Annotated in this window: 22 protein-coding genes; 1 reads left to right on the plus strand and 21 read right to left on the minus strand. The window is 61.7% G+C overall.

The features are described 5' to 3' along the window. The 21 genes from ABE459_RS03785 to ABE459_RS03885 form a co-directional block, all read right to left on the minus strand. Positions 1-528, minus strand: a complete 528-nt coding sequence (locus tag ABE459_RS03785) for a hypothetical protein (protein ID WP_346647934.1) — start codon at positions 526-528, stop codon at positions 1-3. Further along, positions 506-883: a phage head closure protein gene (locus ABE459_RS03790; RefSeq protein ID WP_346647935.1), complete on the minus strand. Its 378-nt coding sequence runs from the start codon at positions 881-883 to the stop codon at positions 506-508. The genes ABE459_RS03785 and ABE459_RS03790 overlap by 23 nt, the downstream gene beginning before the upstream one ends. Positions 884-909: 26 nt before the next feature. Next, complete coding sequence (locus tag ABE459_RS03795; protein ID WP_346647936.1) at positions 910-1,461, minus strand: hypothetical protein; 552 nt, start codon at positions 1,459-1,461, stop codon at positions 910-912. Positions 1,462-1,463: 2 nt separating this feature from the next. Further along, a complete protein-coding gene (locus tag ABE459_RS03800; RefSeq protein WP_346647937.1) occupies positions 1,464-1,718 on the minus strand; it encodes a hypothetical protein in 255 nt (84 codons plus the stop codon). A 53-nt stretch (positions 1,719-1,771) separates the two neighbouring features. Next, on the minus strand, positions 1,772-3,085 hold the full coding sequence (locus ABE459_RS03805) for a phage major capsid protein (protein ID WP_346647938.1): 1,314 nt from the start codon (positions 3,083-3,085) through the stop codon (positions 1,772-1,774). A 61-nt stretch (positions 3,086-3,146) separates the two neighbouring features. Next, positions 3,147-4,118 (minus strand): S49 family peptidase, encoded by a 972-nt coding sequence (locus tag ABE459_RS03810; protein WP_346647939.1) that lies wholly within the window; start codon positions 4,116-4,118, stop codon positions 3,147-3,149. Further along, entirely contained in the window at positions 4,115-5,284 is a 1,170-nt protein-coding gene (locus ABE459_RS03815; protein ID WP_346647940.1) for a phage portal protein, read from the minus strand. The genes ABE459_RS03810 and ABE459_RS03815 overlap by 4 nt, the downstream gene beginning before the upstream one ends. 104 nt (positions 5,285-5,388) lie before the next feature. After that, the gene (locus ABE459_RS03820) at positions 5,389-5,577 is read right to left on the minus strand and encodes a hypothetical protein (protein ID WP_346647941.1); all 189 of its coding nucleotides are present in this window, start codon (positions 5,575-5,577) and stop codon (positions 5,389-5,391) included. Continuing rightward, the gene (locus tag ABE459_RS03825; RefSeq protein ID WP_346647942.1) at positions 5,574-7,382 is read right to left on the minus strand and encodes a terminase TerL endonuclease subunit; all 1,809 of its coding nucleotides are present in this window, start codon (positions 7,380-7,382) and stop codon (positions 5,574-5,576) included. Before ABE459_RS03825 ends, ABE459_RS03820 begins: the two co-directional genes overlap by 4 nt. Continuing rightward, complete coding sequence (locus tag ABE459_RS03830) at positions 7,342-7,650, minus strand: phage terminase small subunit P27 family (protein WP_279846451.1); 309 nt, start codon at positions 7,648-7,650, stop codon at positions 7,342-7,344. The genes ABE459_RS03825 and ABE459_RS03830 overlap by 41 nt, the downstream gene beginning before the upstream one ends. A 295-nt stretch (positions 7,651-7,945) precedes the next feature. Next, on the minus strand, positions 7,946-8,266 hold the full coding sequence (locus ABE459_RS03835) for an HNH endonuclease signature motif containing protein (protein ID WP_346647943.1): 321 nt from the start codon (positions 8,264-8,266) through the stop codon (positions 7,946-7,948). Positions 8,267-8,269: 3 nt separating this feature from the next. After that, complete coding sequence (locus ABE459_RS03840) at positions 8,270-8,593, minus strand: phage holin, lambda family (protein WP_346647944.1); 324 nt, start codon at positions 8,591-8,593, stop codon at positions 8,270-8,272. A 91-nt stretch (positions 8,594-8,684) separates the two neighbouring features. Then, the gene (locus ABE459_RS03845) at positions 8,685-9,188 is read right to left on the minus strand and encodes an SHOCT domain-containing protein (protein WP_346647945.1); all 504 of its coding nucleotides are present in this window, start codon (positions 9,186-9,188) and stop codon (positions 8,685-8,687) included. Between the two features lie 205 nt (positions 9,189-9,393). Beyond that, positions 9,394-10,080, minus strand: coding sequence for a hypothetical protein (locus ABE459_RS03850; protein ID WP_346647946.1), 687 nt, complete (start codon positions 10,078-10,080; stop codon positions 9,394-9,396). An 11-nt stretch (positions 10,081-10,091) separates the two neighbouring features. Beyond that, positions 10,092-10,412 (minus strand): hypothetical protein, encoded by a 321-nt coding sequence (locus tag ABE459_RS03855; protein WP_346647947.1) that lies wholly within the window; start codon positions 10,410-10,412, stop codon positions 10,092-10,094. Continuing rightward, the gene (locus ABE459_RS03860) at positions 10,409-11,695 is read right to left on the minus strand and encodes a site-specific integrase (protein WP_346647948.1); all 1,287 of its coding nucleotides are present in this window, start codon (positions 11,693-11,695) and stop codon (positions 10,409-10,411) included. Before ABE459_RS03860 ends, ABE459_RS03855 begins: the two co-directional genes overlap by 4 nt. Continuing rightward, a complete protein-coding gene (locus ABE459_RS03865; RefSeq protein WP_346647949.1) occupies positions 11,692-11,988 on the minus strand; it encodes a DUF1364 domain-containing protein in 297 nt (98 codons plus the stop codon). The genes ABE459_RS03860 and ABE459_RS03865 overlap by 4 nt, the downstream gene beginning before the upstream one ends. Then, positions 11,970-12,173, minus strand: coding sequence for a hypothetical protein (locus ABE459_RS03870; protein WP_346647950.1), 204 nt, complete (start codon positions 12,171-12,173; stop codon positions 11,970-11,972). The genes ABE459_RS03865 and ABE459_RS03870 overlap by 19 nt, the downstream gene beginning before the upstream one ends. Next, complete coding sequence (locus ABE459_RS03875; RefSeq protein ID WP_346647951.1) at positions 12,173-13,570, minus strand: DnaB-like helicase C-terminal domain-containing protein; 1,398 nt, start codon at positions 13,568-13,570, stop codon at positions 12,173-12,175. The genes ABE459_RS03870 and ABE459_RS03875 overlap by 1 nt, the downstream gene beginning before the upstream one ends. Continuing rightward, positions 13,567-14,388: a replication protein gene (locus ABE459_RS03880; RefSeq protein ID WP_346647952.1), complete on the minus strand. Its 822-nt coding sequence runs from the start codon at positions 14,386-14,388 to the stop codon at positions 13,567-13,569. The genes ABE459_RS03875 and ABE459_RS03880 overlap by 4 nt, the downstream gene beginning before the upstream one ends. A gap of 303 nt (positions 14,389-14,691) precedes the next feature. Beyond that, positions 14,692-14,916, minus strand: coding sequence for a Cro/CI family transcriptional regulator (locus ABE459_RS03885; RefSeq protein WP_346647953.1), 225 nt, complete (start codon positions 14,914-14,916; stop codon positions 14,692-14,694). Positions 14,917-15,020: 104 nt separating this feature from the next. Between ABE459_RS03885 and ABE459_RS03890 the strand changes: the two genes are divergently transcribed. Next, entirely contained in the window at positions 15,021-15,908 is an 888-nt protein-coding gene (locus ABE459_RS03890) for a LexA family transcriptional regulator (protein WP_346647954.1), read from the plus strand. The last annotated feature ends 2 nt before the right edge of the window (positions 15,909-15,910 follow it).

Raw genomic sequence — 15,910 nt, forward strand, 5'->3', positions numbered from 1 at the left:
TCAGTTGTCCAAGAACGCGGCGGCAAAGGCGCGCGTCAGGATTTGCTGCACCTCGGCCCGCGAATCCTGCAGGGCATCGGTCATGTAGTTGTCGCGAGGCGTGATGCGCCACCCGTTTTTCGCGCGCGCCGCTTTCAAGGCCTGGCGGCCACCGCGAACACGCCGACCGCTCTTACCGCGCCCCTCGCCGGGGCCCGCGGGACCAATGCGCGCCCCCAAGCGCACGCCGTAGTGCAGGTAGGCCGGATAGAACTCCTCCATGCCCTCGGTCTTGGTCGGCGAGATCCGCACCAGGAAGCCCCGGCGCGAAACGCGGTACTTGATCGAGTCGACCGTCTCGCCGGTGCGGTTGACGGGGTATCCCGCCTGCCCCCGGCCGAGGGCCAGGTTCATCTGCGCCCGACCGGCGACCACCTGTCCCACTTTGCGCATGCCGGCGCGGATCTTGCGCATGTTGAAGGTTTCGCGATCGAAGGCTTCGTAGCCCTCAAAGTGCAAATAGCCGTCAACCGAAACCGAGTTGGCCATCGCCGCCTCCTGTGCTCGGCACCGGAAAATCCGGGCCCAGTTCTTCCACCTCGACCACCGACCAAACGGTGCGCCCACCCAACTCCGTTGGCCGTCGCACCCGGTAGACCCGACCGCGCGCCACGAACTCATGTGCAGCGCTCAAGCCTTCGATATGGCGGCAGTAGAGGCGATGGGTAGCCTTGCTTTCGGTCTGCTGGGCATTGGTGTACGCAGCGGTGCCCAGCGGCTCCACCTTCACCCAGCGCTTGCAGACCGGGGTGTATTCGGGGGTCAGCCCCGCGCCATCGGGTCGATCAACGCGAATCCTTACCTCCATGCGATGGATCAGCTCGCCCGAAGCTGGCTCACGCATACCCCTCACTCCTCCCGAGGCCATGGCTAGAACCTCGGGGGGACGGTGATATCCGCCAGCAGGTGGTCAACAAAGCTCGACGGGACTTCGGCGAGGGATTGACCCGCGACCAAAAGCCCCCGGTGAGTGAACGCCGTTTCTGCGGCCATCAACAGCCAGCTCAGCACGCCTGGGTGCGCTTGCAGGTCGACACCAGCACGGTAGCGGATCCGCAAAGCGCCTTCCGGGCGGCCGTCAGGGAACCGCAAGTAGCTTTCCTTGCCTGCATGGATCACCTCGGCCCGGCCGACAAACTCCACTGGCGAACCCGAATTGCCCAGCATTAGCACCGAGTGGATGGCGACCGCCTGGCCTACATCCAGCGCATGGCCCGACAGGAAGTGCGCCGGCCAGTCTTCCTCGTAGGTAGCCTCGCGGATCGCTGCTCCTGTCTTCGACTCGCACTGTGCAGTCACGCCCGGGATGATGATCTGGTCGATCAGTTCAGGCTGCAGATCCTCCGGTTCGGCGCGGCATTGAAAGGCCACCTGATCCAACGTCAGCACGGGCGCCCCCGTGTAGGCGATGCGGCGCGCCATGGCTACGGTTTGCCTTCAGCGTCCGCCTGCGCCCCCGACTTAGCCGCCTCGTCAGTATCGGCGTCGGCATCGGTCTTTTTGGCAGCAGATGTTGCATTGCCGGCGCCGCTCTTGCCCTTTTTCGCGCCGGGCTTGTCCGCTTCGATGGCATAGCCAGCCTCGACCAGGCTCTCGGCTACGGCAGCATCGAAGCCAGCAGTTTCACCTGCGGCATAGCCGCGCCAGTTTTTTTCGAAGGTAACGATAATCTTGGACATGGGATGCTCCTTAGATCGAGTGATGAAGTGCCCGGCGTACCGGGCGTGGTGCATTACAGGGAGCTACCCCATTTGACGCCGGTCATCACCGCGACCGACTCGACGTGGCGCGGGCCGAAGTCGTGCTTGGCGATCACGCGCACCAGGGTCTGGTCACGCTGGAATGCGCTGATGACGTTGCCGCCGGCGTCCTTGTAGGTGGCCTCTTTGCTGAAGTCGATGACCATGGCGTCGTCTTCGCCGATGAAGCAGTCCGCGAAGTCAGCGAAGTGGATTTCCGAGGCATCACCTTCAGCGCCCAGGTTGATCGGGATCTGGGTGGTGGAGCCGACCGGGAACCCCTTCAGCATGTTCTGATCCAGCTCGGGGTAAGCCTTGTTGCCATTGCCATCACGCAGAGCGGACAGCCAACGCTTGGTGCGAGGGGCCATGGCGAAGCCTGGGGCGGTCATGTTGGAGTTGGCGTTCTCCAGGCGCAGGATCAGCGCGGACAGCGCAAGCTCCACTGCCTCCAGCGTCACAGCAGCAGGGGCAGCGAACACATTGAAGGCCGGCGCCCAGAAACGCAGGCCTTTGGGCAGGTTTCCGGTACCGGCACCGCGCAGGAACGACAGGTCTTCTGCCGTCGCTACCGAAGCCACCAGGTCGTTCACGACGAGGCGGTCGACGCTGGGGTTGGTGCCGGAGTAAGCCAGCAGGTCATTGCTGATTGGGACCAGGGCGGCGAGTTTTTTCGACGACAGCTTCAGGTCGTCGAACTGCATGTCGGTGGTCGGCATGTCTTCTTCGGTGCCGATGTAGCCAACGACTGCGCCACCCTTGATGCGCGGCACGGTGAGGTTGCCATTCTGCAGCGGGAGGGACACTGCGCCGAGGCTGCGCACCACAGACTTCGGCCGCAGCAGCTCGATGACTTCGCTGGAGAAGCTCTGCGGCACCAGCACACCACCGGCACCCGGCGTCACGGTGCTGAGCGCCATGGCGATTTCGGGGTTGTAGCCGGAGTCGGCGGCCATTTTCGCGGCGGCCTGCTGGTCACCCCGGGAGGCAGCCAGCACACGAACCATCTGGGCCATGTTGGCACCTGGTACAGGCTTGGCGGTGAATGGCCCGCTGATGTGGCTGGGCGGTCCATTGATGCCCTGAGCGCTTTCGTTGACCGGCACGGCGCTGGCAGTCGCCATACGCTCAGCAGCCTCCGCGCGCGCGAGCTTTTCCGTCAGGGCGTTGAACTGAGTGCTGAGCTGCTCGAACTGGGCCAGCTGTTCGGCGCTGAGCGAGGTGCCCGCCGCTTCGAGCTGGGCCAGCGCCTGGATCTGACCATTGATAGTGGCGCGTTCGCTACGCAATTGAGTTACGAGGGACATGCTGCCTCCTGGGCATAAAAAAACCGCCATCAGGCGGTTGGGATCACTGCCGCGAACGCGGTCAGAGTTGAGACTGAATGGCGAAGGCCGAAGCCCGCACGCTGATGCGCTGCTGTGGCTGTGCGCCTTGGCGCTGTGCACGACTGAGGGCAACCGCCCGCGAAAGGTTGTCTACCGCGAGCTGCGGCGATTCCAGGCGATCAGCCAGGCCAATGGCAATGGCGGATGCGCCACGGTAGCAGGCGGCTTCCGTGGCGATGATGTCTGTCACATCGCGGCCGCGGTACTCGGCAACGTGAGTGGTGAAGAGCTGATAGCTCTCCTGCACGACGTCGTTGAGCACCTGCAGGGATTGTTCGGTAAGCGGCTCGTTTGGGCTCAGGTCGTTCTTGTGCGCCCCGGCGTAGACCGTGGTGACCTTGACCCCCATGCCTTCGATCATCTTCGAGCGGTCCATGTGACTGGCCACCACGCCGATGGAGCCCACGCCCGAGGTCAGGCTGACGACGACCTCGGTGCAGGCCGACGCAATCAAGTAGCCCCCGGAGTAAGCCATGAAGTTGACCAGCCCGGTGATGGGCTTGATCTTGGTCGCGGCGCGGATGTCCGCTGCCAGCTCGAAGGCGCCAACCGCGCTGCCGCCTGGGCTGTCGATGTCGAGCACGATGTGTTCGACCATCGGGTCGGCGATGGCCTGGCTAAGAGCGGCACGCAGCCCTTCATAGCTGGTCATCGTCTCGCAGGCATTCAGGTGACTGCCGCGGCTGACGAGAACGCCATGCACCGCAATCACTTCCACGCCGGTTAGCGCGATGGCAGCACGCCGCTGCTCTTCGCGGCGATCCTGCTCCGCCTGGTAATCGTCATCGTCGTAGTACATCGAGGGATTGGCTGTCGCACCACCCATGCTGAGATTGACGATGTTGAGGCTCATGGTCTGATTGGCCCAGCGTACCGCCAGGTCCAGCATGTCGGGTGTTGTCAGCAGCGGCTGATTGAACAGCAGGCTGGCAGCACGCAGATGTCGTTTCATGCGGCAAGCATCCTCAGGATGTCGTCGCGCTGCTGCTCCAGCTGGGCGCGGACGTTGGGGTTGTTCATGTCGGGCAGGCCGTGCGCCACGTCGGTCATGTTCAGCGGTTGCAGGTAGCTGTCGCCGTTGGCCACGGGCGGCATGTTTTCCAGACGACGGATGTCGTTGATCGACAGCCACCCCCATTGCCGGCCAATTGCGTAAGCGTCGTAGCGGCTTTTCTGGTCGCCGCGCAGCAGACCGGAGAGGTTGAACTCGATGAAGTAGTCGCGGCGCTCGGTCGGCAGCAGGAAGTCGCGCATCATGGCCTGCTCGTGACGCTTTACCCACGGCATCAGGGCAAAGATCACGTACTGAATCAGCAGTTGCTCAAGGCTGTTGTAGCTGGCCTTCTCCAGATCGTTGACCATGTGCGGGGGGATCTTGTAAATCCGCGCCAGGTCCAGGCCAGTGGCCTTGAGGATGCCCAGCAGCTCGGCGTCCACGTTGTTCATCGAAACCGGCTTGAAGACCATGCCCTCCTGCAGCATGGCGACCTTCTTGGCATTGTCGATGCCCGAGAACTTGTTGCCCCACTGATCGAGGATGCGATCAATGCTCGCTTGCTCCTTGATCGGCGGCGCATCCTTCGGGCGCTCGATGACACCACTGACAGCCGTGCCGTTTGCAAATGATTTGCCTGCGTACTGCCTGACCGCCTGCGCCAGGCCCACCGCATCCGCATGCAGCTCAATGGGTGAAAGTCCGGTGTAGTGATTCTTGGTGTGCCAGCGCACGTGATGGATCAGCCGCATGGGCAGTGGCTCATGAGCACCAATGCGGTACACAGGGCGCAGGTCGCCGCCCTTGAGCACCGTGATTTTGTCGTTGTGCATCGGGTACAGCGCTTTGACCGAACCGTCGTCACTGCGCTCGATGTAGCTGTAGCAGTTGCCGCGCAAGCCCAAAGCGAGCTGGCAGGACTCGCGGTATTCGTAGGGTGTCTGCCACGGGTTTGGCTGATAGCGCAGCACATCGTAGAGCGGGTGAGCTGTCGCGAGTTCGCGCTTGCCGTCGCCCAAGCGGCGATACAAGTCGAGTGGCAGTTGGCCCACGCTTTCCGCCAGGAGCGTGACGCAGTTCTGCAGCACCGTAATCGCCAGGGCGCTGTCCGGGGTGACTGTCATGCCTGCCGCTGAGCGGCCAGAACCAATCAGGCCGCGCCAAAACCCGCTGCTGCCATCAGAGACCAAGCCCTCATTGGCGCCGAGCAAATTGCTGAAAAACATGCTCACCCCCCTTCGGGATTACGTTTGGGCGGGATGCGGGCTGCCGCTTTGTCAGCAAGCCAGGCCCAGCCGATCAAGCCGAAGCCCGCCGTGATGAAAGCACTGGGGGTATGGATCAGGGCAATGCCGGTGACCAGCAAGCCGAAGCCAGCCAAGCCGGCAACCCACGCAGCGACTGCGATCTTGTTCAAACCCCGACTCCTTCGTCGTAAATGGATGTGCCGCTATTGCCGGCTGAAACAGCGCCGCTGATGCCGGTAGCCATGAGCCCGGCGATGATGCCGTCGATCCGGCCTGTTGCCTTTGCCTTGTCGGCCTTGCGGTTATTCGCCGGGTCGGAAACGATCACGGCGTTACCGGCGCACCAGGTCATCACGGGGTTGCCGTCATGACGCAGCGATTCCACCGCCTCCACTGAGCGCGCATCGTCAAAGAGCTCGGCGGATGCACCGCTGCCTTCATCAGCGGACTGGACCATGCCGAGCAGGCGCCGCTCAAACTCGTCCACTGCCGGCCCCATATCCTTGAAGCCCTGCCCGAACTCGACCAGTTCCGGCAGCGTGATGTCGTACTCGCTCATCAACTGACGCATGTCTTCGATCCGCCAGCGGTCGAAGGCAATCTTGTCCACCTGGAAGAAGTGGCAAATGGTCTGCATCCTCCGCAGCACATGCAGCTTGCTGATGGCACGCCCCGGCGTTGTTTCAAGTTCACGCGACTTGATCCAGGCTGCGTAGGGCACCTTGTCGCGCGCCTCGCGCTTGTCCAGCTCATGATCGGGAATCCAGAAGTACGGCAACAGCCGCCAGTGCGGATCCTCGTAGGTCGGATAGAACAGCAGGACGAAGGCCGTGAGGTCGGTTGTGCTGGACAGGTCCAAGCCGCCGACGCAGGACCTATTCTTGAGCAGCGACATGGGTACGCGCTCTTCGGCTTGGCTCCAGACATCCCACGAAATCCATGGCGACTCGGCACCGGTCCACTCGCAGAAGTTCAGCCGGCGCACCATCGCCTCTTTGCTCGGCATGCCCCTGGCCTCGGTCACCTGCTCACGCAGGTACTTGATGCCCGGCAGGTCAGCGTCCTGCAATGAGGGGTTGGATTTGAACCAGCAGCTCTCGTCCTGGATGGGGTCATCACCTTCATCCAGCGAGCAGATGTAGGCGAAGAAGCCGTCATCGGTGAGCGCACCCGAAGCCACCCGAGAGCCGTACTCGTGGTATTCCCAGCAGGGGCCGCGCTTGTTGGAGCCACTGTTAGTGATCATGAAGATCAGCGCCTGTTTCCGGCTCTTGGTGCCGGCGCGCATCATCTCCACGACCAGGTTGGTCTTGTGCTCATGAACCTCGTCAATCAGGGCCATGTGAGGCCGTGGGCCGGACTGACCGTCATCCGAACTGATTGGACGGAAGAACGAGCCCGCTTTCAGGTACGCCAGGTTCCAGATGTTCTGGCCGGTACCGCTGCAGGCAAGGCGCTTGGTCAGCTCCGGCGACTGCTGCACCATCGCGACAGCGTCGCGGAACAGGATCATGGCCTGATCCTTTTTGGTTGCAGCAGCGTAGATTTCGGCGCGAGCCTCGCCATCACCGACCAGGCCTTTCAGGCCGACACCAGCGGCCAGTGGCGACTTACCTGACCCCTTGCCGCTCTCGACGTAGACCACGCGAAAACGGCGGTAACCGTCACTACCCTTCCAGCCGAAAATGCTGCCGACGATGAATTTCTGCCAGGGCAGTAGCTCGAAGGGCTGCCCTTCGAACTCCCCACCGTTGAGTTTCAGCACGGCGCGGTAGAAACGTATGGCCTTGTTGGCCTCCTCAAGATCCCAGAACAGACCACGCTTTGGGCCCTCCTCTAGGTCTCGTAGATGGCGAGCGCATGCGTTTCGGATGTCGGGGCCGGCAATTCGCTTGCCTGAGTGCACTTCTCTCGCGTATTGGGTCGCAGGATCGTCAACCGAAGTGCTCCGCGAGCGGGTCTTCTTCGTCGTCATTCGTTTTGACCTGGACCTTGGATCGGGCGGCTGGAGTTAGGCCGAACTCGACCAAGTAGCTTTTGAAGCGACGGTCAACGTCGGCGAGCATTGCAACGGCAGGGTTTGCCTTGAGGACAAGCTCACCTTGTGTGCTGGTCGTCTCGTAGGTGCGCCCCTGAGCATCGACCGTTTCACGCAGAGCGAGGATTTCGGCGTAGCAGTCGCAGAGTCGCTCCAAGGCAAAACCATCTGCCTCGGTGAGCACCCCCATACGGTCAAGCAGCACCGTCAGGCGCCCCCAGGCCACCTGCCCTTCACAAGTCAAATGTGCCGGGGCGCTGGGGATGCGCCTGGCTGGTTGGGGTTCTTTCTTGTTAATAGCGCGCTTGCCGGGGTTCCCTCTGACAAGCTTCAGCTCTGTCGGAGTGGGTCTTCTCCCGGCCATTTTTTGCTCTCAAAAAAAATCTTTTCATTTCGCGGGTATGCGCACAGAGAAGGGCGATTGGTCAGGAAAGGTATCGCGAAAAACATTTCCCCCCCCCTACCCTCTGGGATGAGGCCCTGCAGCGCCCACAAGGCCCTCAGGAGGGCCGATTCCAGTGGTGCCGTGGGTCCAGCGGCCTGCCGCTGACGTCGCACCCTGCTTCACGCCCTGACTTCTCCAGGCGCTGCTTGTAGGAGCTGTGGCAATTGGTGCACAGCGACTGCCAGTTGGTCCGATCCCAGAACAGAGTCATGTCGCCGCGGTGTGGCTGGATGTGGTCGACGACGTTGGCTGGCTTGTTGATACCTGCCTGCTTGCAGCGAATGCAGAGCGGGTGCTTGCGAAGCCAGCCTTTGCGGGCCTGCTGCCAGCGATAGCCATAAGGACTCGGAGCCTTGGCTTGATCTACGAGGGCCATGCGTTAGCCCTCCGCCTTCTTGCTCATGAAGCGGTCCGAATACTCACGCAACTTCTCGACGCCCATGAAACCAACCATGCAGCCAGCGAAGACCGACAGGTTGGGCGGCAGCGCAAAATACTCCAGAACGGGCAGCAAGCTAATTGCGATCAGGCCGCAGATGGCGCCCTCAAGCACCACTTTGCGACCTCGGCCACCACCATAGATCACGCGGCACATTGCCACGGCAGCAGCGATACCGCCGGTGTAAAGCTGGGGCTGGTGCGCCACCAGCCAGGCCAGTGCCGCAGCCCATAGCGTTGGGTCCTTTTCCTGCATAGAGGGCATCTCGATTCCTCCCATTGCAGGGAGCGCAAATAAAAAGCCCCAGCAAATGCCGGGGCTTCAAGGATTTTTAGGGGCGTTCACGCCTGGGGCTTTAGAGACGCGCCAAAAGCTCGCTCTTCTTCGTGGAAAACTCTTCTTCAGTGAGAACACCGGCAGCCTTGAGCTCACCAAGCTTGGCCAGTGCAGCCATGGCGTCACCCTCAGGCGCTGCAGCCACTGCTGCAACGGGCTGCGCTCCGCCGTGTCGGCCATCCTCGATCGCGTCGACCAAGGCCTGGTCCTGCTCCTTCTTAAAAGACTTGAACTCTAAGGCGTCATGAGAAGTGTGAAGCCTAATGGAGCGGTGCCCCATGAAGGACTTGCGCTCAATTGAAGTGATCGCCTTGAGAGGGATGGTCTCAATTACTTCACCAAAGAAGCCCTTTCGATAAAAAGCGACACGGCCACCAGTGACAATCAATGCGCCGTTTTGCTGAGCCTTCTTGCCACTACCCATCATCTCGCCGATGTATCCCTCACCCCAAGCAACTACCTGCTCACCTTGCTTGAGGTGCTTGGCTCTGAATTTTGTAACGTGCTTCGATTCTGCAGCCACTTCGACGCTCCTTATGGTTGGCTATCGGGCGGATCATAGCCAACAGGCACTTGGCGTACCAGCCAAATGCCATCTCGGAAATAGCGGTGAGAAAAACAAAAAGCCCGACACATTGGCCGGGCTTTCGGTGGTCACTCCTCAACACGCGCAGGAATGACAGGATGGGGATAATCTCGCTCAGTCGCTCACTGATGTCAACAGGCAATCATGCGGCCTCACTCATCAGCAGCCCTTCTGCCTCCAAAATCACCCGTACCTCCGCCAGGGCGTCGTCGATCATGCCGTCGAGCTTCTCGTTGATACCCTGTCTCCAACGTCGGCGCGTCGGCTCGGGCGTGGCATCGAGATCCCAGGTGTTCATGTCGTAGAAGCTGTCCGGCAGGATGATCACATCCTGTTCGAGCGCCTCGATGCGCTTCTTTGCGGCATGGCCGGCGGCGACCGCAGCATTCACGGTGGCCTCGCGCCGCCACGGCGACGCATCCAGCGGGATGTTCACCGAAACAGATTGCGGGGCCTTGCGGCGCACACCCTTGAGCTTCGGAATAGCCCAGGCAGTTACAGCCTTGTAGATGAAGAGTGTCGGCGCCGGGCTCGCGATCAGTGGCCGGACCAGCGTAATGGCCTGAACCTTCTTCGCCTTGTTGGTGCTGTATTTGGCGACCAAGGCATCCCAGTGCCGCCCCTTGAGCATGCGGTGCAGGCGGGCCGACAGCCAGTAATCGACCTGGGTGCGGTCGATACCGCCAGAGCGGCCACCCAGTGACGCCAGGCAACCACCCTCCTCCTCTGCCGACTTGTAAAGCTTCTGCCAGGCCTGGGCCTTCGCCGATCCCTTCTCGCCCGCCGCCAGAGCGGCAACTACTGCACCCGATACGCTGCTGTAAACCATGTCCTTTCCCCTCAATCCCCGGTGTAGTTGCTGCTCCCGGCGCCCAGCCGGTTGCCTTCCTGATACTGCGCCTCCGGCCCAGTGGCCCGAGGGGTCTTCAATTGCTCGATCCTCTTCAGCGCGGCCCGCAGGTTCATGCCCAGCTGTGCCGCCAACTCTTCCAGTGGAAGGGGCTGGCCGAGCCATGGGTCAATCCAGCCGGAAGCGCTGCAGGCACCGCAATCCAGTTCGTAAAAGACTCCCTGCACCACCCCGCGACCATTGCAGGCAGGGCACTCGCCAAGCTTGATCATGTGCTTCTTGAAGGACGGCCCGTGGCTCTTCCCTGTCATTTCGAATCCTCGCCTATGGTTGTTTCCTGAATCCCGTCGCAGCCCTTGTGCTGTGTGGCTTGTGGGCCATTACCCGAATCTGCGTTTCTACCCTCCTTCTTCCCGTGGATGCGCTCGAAACCCTTGGTGTCGAGAAACGCATGCCACTGCTCCAGGGCATCGCGCTTGCGCTCCTCGGCGGTGGTCTGGATGTACACCTGCACGTTGTGGCCCATGGCGTGGTTGATCAGCAGCTCGCCTATCAGGAAGTCGATGCCCTGGTCTGCCCAGCAGCCCCGTGCCAGCTTGCGCAGGTCGTGACTGGTCCACTCGCCCTGCCCCAGGCGGGTGAACACCTCGGCGGCCTGCTTCTCGCTCAGGCAGCGGCCGGACCTGCCCGGGAACAGGAAGCGGCCGGTGTAGCCCTGGGCCTGCTGGAACTCGCGGTACCCGCTCAGCAATGCGCACACCTGGTCGGTCAGCGGCAGCGAGTGCTCCACCCGGGTCTTGGTGTTTTCTGCAGGCAGGTACCAGCGGCGGGCAGCCAGGCTGATGTGCGGCCACTGCGCCATGCGGGTCTCGCCGACACGGTTGCCATGGCACAGCATCAGCAGGGCGAGCATGGCATCGGCGGGCGCCTGGGCGTTGGCCTCGGCCAGCAAGGTCAGCAGGTGCTCGATCTGCTCAGCGCGCAGGCGGGCGGCCTTGGGCTTGATGCGCGCTTTGGTGAAGTCACCGAAGCGCATCCCCGCCATAGGGTTGGTGGCGATCATCCCCAGGGCCTGGGCCTTCTTGAACGCATCGGCCAGCAGGCCGAACACCAGGCGCACGTACTCAAGCGACAGCTGCTCCTGCAGCGGCCACACCAGATCGCGGTCCAGGGTGCTGCGGCTCACATCGGCCAGAGCCATGCCACCAAGGCGCGGGATCAGGTGGCGGGTGATAGCCGACTTGGACGTGGCCTTGCGCTTGGTCGACAGGCTGCGGGTGCGCTCCAGGCGATCGGCGAACCAGGCCAGCAGCTCGCCCACCTGCTCCCAGCCCGACACAGTGGCCACGCTATCGGCGGCCAGGCGCTGGCGGATCTCCGGCAGCGCGGCCAGCACCACCTTGGCGGACTGGTCGGGGTAAGCGCCGATCCGGTGCCAGCGCTTACGCACCACCAGGTACCAGGTGCCGCGCGGGCGGGCCTCGGTGAACCGGAAGCGCAGGCCGGGATAGCGCGGATCGCGGAGCAGCACGGCGGAAAGGTCGTCACCACGGCGGCGCAGCTCGGCGTCGGAGAATGCGATAACCGAAGTCATGCAACCAGCACCCCTTCGTTGAGCAGGGCGGCCTGGGTGCGCATCACGCCCTCGGCGTGGTATTGGCGTGCGGTGTCGCGGTCGATGACCCGACTACGACCGTCGCAGGCGTCATGGCAGGCGCTACAGCACCAGGCGCCCTGCAGGTCGTGCGGCTTCTTGCCAACGCCGCAGGTGCCGGCCAGGCGATAGTGTGCGAGCACCGTGGTTTCGGGGTTGCCGTTGCAGACGCCTGGGATACGCACTTGGCACTCCCGGCCGCGGGCGGCCTTGGTCAGTTTGGTCTGCCGCATGGGCTGTCTTCTCCATGAAGGTCAATGACGCTGTAAGCGCTCGGCCACATGAGCTGGCCGTGGGCGATTGCCGAGGCCTCGTCGCGGTAGAGCGCAATGGGTGGTTGCTGCGAAATGGCCAGGCCAAGCAGGTCGCCACGGCAGTACAGGGCATAGCGGTACTCGGCGGGATCTGGTGGCAGCATCAGAATCGCTCCGTTGGGCTGAAGGTGTTTAGCAGGGAGCGCGACGACTGGCGCGGAGGCCGGGCGGCAGCCTGTTGCTGCTCGCGGGATCCTGCGTAGTTGGAAAACCGGGCGAACTCGCCCTGGTGCTGCAGTAGGCAGTGCCCGACAGGTGCATGCCGATGCTTGACCGCATCGATCTCGGTAACGCCGCTCTGACCAAGGTCTGAGTCGGCATCGCGATGCGCGATCAGGATGATGTCGGCGTCTTGCTCAATCTCGCCGGAGTCGCGAAGGTCGGACATCTGGGGCTTCTTGGCAGAGCGCGTCTCGATGCCTCGATTCAGCTGGGCCAGGACGATTACCGGCACGTCCAGCTCCTTGGCCATGGCCTTGAGTCCGCGACTGATAGCACCCAGTTCGAGATTTCGGTTCTGTTGGCGGCTGCCTGGCTCTGCCGCGATCAGGCCGATGTAGTCGATGACGATCAGGTCGAGCGGCTTGGCCTTGTGCTGGAACCGGGCGATGTTGCGAATGCGGCTCAGTGGGAGGCCGCCCTTCTGGCAGATTCGCAGGTCGGCGTTACGCATGCGGCTGACGGCGGCGGTGATCTTCTGGATCTGCTCGCCATCGCCCATGGCCTTGCCGGTGTCGATGCTGCCAGTGGTAACCGACGAGGCCGAAGAAAGGCTGCGCTTGGCCAGTTCCTTACCGGCCATCTCCAGCGAGAACACCAGGGCGGACTTGCCCTCGCGAATAGTCAGATGCTCGGCAATGCCAAGGCCTAAGGTGGTTTTGCCAGTGCCTGGGCGGCCGGCGACGATGATGACGTGCGAACCGCGCAGGCCCTGAACAAGCCCATCCAGATCGACCAGTCCGGTGGACAGGCCGTTGATACCGCGCCCATTGAATCGGTCGTCCATCTCGTCGATGACAGGGCCAAGCGCTTCGGCAAGGGTGATCACGTCTGGCTCGTCGTCTTCGCTGTTCAGTGACAGCGCCGCTTCCTGAACCTCGGCGATGATCTCTGCAACAGGGCGGGCGTGGGACGCAAGGTCGATGATGGATTGGCCGAGCTCGTTGATGGTCCGCGCCTTGGAGCGCTCCACCACGATCCTGGCGTACTCATGGGCGTTGGCCGCGCTGGGCGTGTTGCGCATAATTTCTGCTGCGCGGATGAGGGTGAGTTCGCCACTGCACAGCTCGGCACGGATGTCAGCCAGCGAGACGGGGTCAGCGGGGCGACCAGCAGAGCGGGCGGCGAGGATCATGCTGTACAGCTCGGCGAGATCCTGATGGTAGAAGTGCTGAGGGGATACTTTTGCACCGATTGACTCGGTGAGTTCCGGGCGAATCATCAGTGATCCGATGACGCCGAACTCGGCTTCCTCGGCAACGAGCGGGCGAGTGGCGATCATTGCTGCGCCTCCAGCACCTTGAGCACGGTGGATTCGCGAGTCAGGAACTCGATATCCGCCTTCCAGCTGCGGTCGTTATCGCCCACGTAGTGCTTCACGGCCAGGCAATCACGGAAGTACGCCACCCAGAACTCGCTCGCACGGAATGGCTGGACGCCGTTGATCTTCAGGTTCCAGCAGCCACGGATGTTGGTTTTGCGCTTGTCGTTGAGTTTCAGGCACTGCGGGAGCGCATGTCCGCAGGTTTGGTTGTAGATTTCGACGATCCGGGAATACGGGATCTTCTCAGCCCTGACTGCCTTAGCCTGGTCAGGTGGAGTAGCGGCCTTGCCGTTGCCGTGACGACCTTCCTCGCCGGCGGTCGATGCGGATGCGTCGACAACCAATGCGTTAGCATTGGTATTTGTATTTCTGTCTTTATTGTGTGGTAGAAACGCCACATTGGACGTGTCGGAAACGCCACACTGTGGCACTTCTTTTGGCTTGTTCGGATGGGTGTTTTTCTTGTCGATCTTCCACTCGCTGACAGGTGAAAAACCGATCGGGCTGCGGCTGCCGCCATCGCGGTAAATCACGCCCTGGCGGATCAGTTCGGAGATAGCGCGGGACACGTCTTCGCGACGAATGCCTGACATCTGGGCGATGTAGGACGCCGCAATGCAGGCGCTCTCCAGGTTATAGCCAGCGGTTTGGCGGTGGATTGCCAGGGCGACACGAAGCTCGCGGCCTGACAGCTCAGCCCCGATCAGGGCCTCGTACAGGTCGTTGTCCATTCGGGTGAATCCGCTTTTCGATTGGATGTGGGTGACGGTGCTCACGCCTCACCTCCGCACAGCGATGCCCGCAGGTGCTCGACACACTCGCGACGGAGTGCGGACTTCGAGGAGGCTGCGTATTGGAGGCGAATCATTCGCGCGGCATGGAGTGCGGCGGACTGGTGGTAGGCTTTCTGGTGCGAAACGGCCAAGGGTGCGGTGTTGCTTGCATCCATTGCAGAGTGCATAATCGACCTCGATTTTTGATGTAGAGAAGCCGCCCTGCCAGGCGGTTTTTTTTCGTCTGCGATTCGACTACTGGATGGATTCGCAGGTGTTTCAACCATCTACTGGCGCAGCGCCAGATCACGCATAGTTCGCCTCGTCAGGAGCTGGGCGGTGCAGTACAGGGCGACTCGGAAACGGACGCACCTCCTCCCCCGTCAACGTCCCGTCCTCGTTCTCGATGACAAAAATCACCCGACCAGCCTTCATCGCCTTGGCGATGGCTGGAGCGCTCACATCAAGCCCCTTGGCGACAGCGGTCTGGCCGATTCGCTCAACAAGCTCAGGCAGCAGTGTTCGGTTCATGGCATTGCCTCAGTGGTGAATGCGCACGATGTTAACCGCCGGTTAGTAATTCTTCAATACCGGCGGTTGAGGCAGTTAAATTAACCTCCGGTTAAATTCCGCGCATGACGAAAAAGAAAGATCTCTCCCCCGAACTGAAGGCCGAGTGCGAGGCAGCCAAAAGGCTGTTCACTCAGAAGAAGAATGCGCTTGGCCTGACGCAGGCAAAGGTGGCCGAGGCTGCTGACATCTCCCCGGCCGGCGTAGCCATGTACCTGAATGGCACCAACCCCCTGAATGCGAAATTCGCCGTAGTACTGTCCAGGCTGCTTCAAGAACCTGTGGATCGATTCAGTCCTCGGCTGGCTGCTGAGCTCGCACAAATGCAGGGCGCCCAGGTGAAGAGCGCTGAAGGCTCCCGGAGCACCGCGGCTGAAAAGGTCTTGGAGATGCTGCGCAAGCATGGCGGCAAGTCATTGGATGCCACAGCTCAGGATAAGATTGCGAAAGCGGTCGCTGACAGCCTATCCGAAGCCTCGACTCCTTTAGTGGCCACCAGCCAGGCTGCGATCATGGTCACGCCAGGCCATGGCGATATTTCCATTCCCCAGTACGACATCCGAGCAGCCATGGGCCATGGCCAAGTGCCGGCTGAGTACAGCGAAGTCATCAGGAATGTGGTCATCCGAGAAGAGGTGCTGCGCGAGAAAGGTGTGACCTACACCTCTGCTCAGGCGCTGTCGATGATCACGGGGTGGGGGCAGAGCATGGAGGGGACGATCAACGATAAAGATCCGGTGATCGTTGATCGAGGTGTTAATGACTATCAGGGGGAAGGCGTTTATGTGCTCACTTGGCACGGAGATCTTCTCATAAAGCGCCTCCAGCGAAGAGATGGGGATCACGTTTGGCTGATATCTGACAACAAAAATTACGAAAAGCAGTCAGCTCGCATTGAAGACGTAACAATTCACGCGAAAGTACTGCTGGTTTGGAATGCAAAGAAAATATAGAA

It is taken from the genome of Pseudomonas sp. TWI923 (genome assembly GCF_039673365.1).
GTDB lineage: Bacteria > Pseudomonadota > Gammaproteobacteria > Pseudomonadales > Pseudomonadaceae > Aquipseudomonas > Aquipseudomonas sichuanensis.

Excerpts from the sequence above, each read along its gene's own strand:
- ABE459_RS03785 (WP_346647934.1), bottom strand. The coding sequence starts at position 528 with ATGGCCAACTCGGTTTCGGTTGACGGCTATTTGCACTTTGAGGGCTAC.
- ABE459_RS03855 (WP_346647947.1), bottom strand. The coding sequence starts at position 10,412 with ATGACAGGGAAGAGCCACGGGCCGTCCTTCAAGAAGCACATGATCAAG.
- ABE459_RS03860 (WP_346647948.1), bottom strand. The coding sequence starts at position 11,695 with ATGACTTCGGTTATCGCATTCTCCGACGCCGAGCTGCGCCGCCGTGGT.
- ABE459_RS03885 (WP_346647953.1), bottom strand. The coding sequence starts at position 14,916 with ATGAACCGAACACTGCTGCCTGAGCTTGTTGAGCGAATCGGCCAGACC.
- ABE459_RS03815 (WP_346647940.1), bottom strand. The coding sequence starts at position 5,284 with ATGACAGTCACCCCGGACAGCGCCCTGGCGATTACGGTGCTGCAGAAC.
- ABE459_RS03840 (WP_346647944.1), bottom strand. The coding sequence starts at position 8,593 with ATGCCCTCTATGCAGGAAAAGGACCCAACGCTATGGGCTGCGGCACTG.
- ABE459_RS03810 (WP_346647939.1), bottom strand. The coding sequence starts at position 4,118 with ATGAAACGACATCTGCGTGCTGCCAGCCTGCTGTTCAATCAGCCGCTG.
- ABE459_RS03870 (WP_346647950.1), bottom strand. The coding sequence starts at position 12,173 with ATGCTGCCACCAGATCCCGCCGAGTACCGCTATGCCCTGTACTGCCGT.
- ABE459_RS03825 (WP_346647942.1), bottom strand. The coding sequence starts at position 7,382 with ATGACGACGAAGAAGACCCGCTCGCGGAGCACTTCGGTTGACGATCCT.
- ABE459_RS03790 (WP_346647935.1), bottom strand. The coding sequence starts at position 883 with ATGCGTGAGCCAGCTTCGGGCGAGCTGATCCATCGCATGGAGGTAAGG.
- ABE459_RS03890 (WP_346647954.1), top strand. The coding sequence starts at position 15,021 with ATGACGAAAAAGAAAGATCTCTCCCCCGAACTGAAGGCCGAGTGCGAG.
- ABE459_RS03865 (WP_346647949.1), bottom strand. The coding sequence starts at position 11,988 with ATGCGGCAGACCAAACTGACCAAGGCCGCCCGCGGCCGGGAGTGCCAA.
- ABE459_RS03835 (WP_346647943.1), bottom strand. The coding sequence starts at position 8,266 with ATGGCCCTCGTAGATCAAGCCAAGGCTCCGAGTCCTTATGGCTATCGC.
- ABE459_RS03805 (WP_346647938.1), bottom strand. The coding sequence starts at position 3,085 with ATGTCCCTCGTAACTCAATTGCGTAGCGAACGCGCCACTATCAATGGT.
- ABE459_RS03800 (WP_346647937.1), bottom strand. The coding sequence starts at position 1,718 with ATGTCCAAGATTATCGTTACCTTCGAAAAAAACTGGCGCGGCTATGCC.
- ABE459_RS03875 (WP_346647951.1), bottom strand. The coding sequence starts at position 13,570 with ATGATCGCCACTCGCCCGCTCGTTGCCGAGGAAGCCGAGTTCGGCGTC.
- ABE459_RS03850 (WP_346647946.1), bottom strand. The coding sequence starts at position 10,080 with ATGGTTTACAGCAGCGTATCGGGTGCAGTAGTTGCCGCTCTGGCGGCG.
- ABE459_RS03795 (WP_346647936.1), bottom strand. The coding sequence starts at position 1,461 with ATGGCGCGCCGCATCGCCTACACGGGGGCGCCCGTGCTGACGTTGGAT.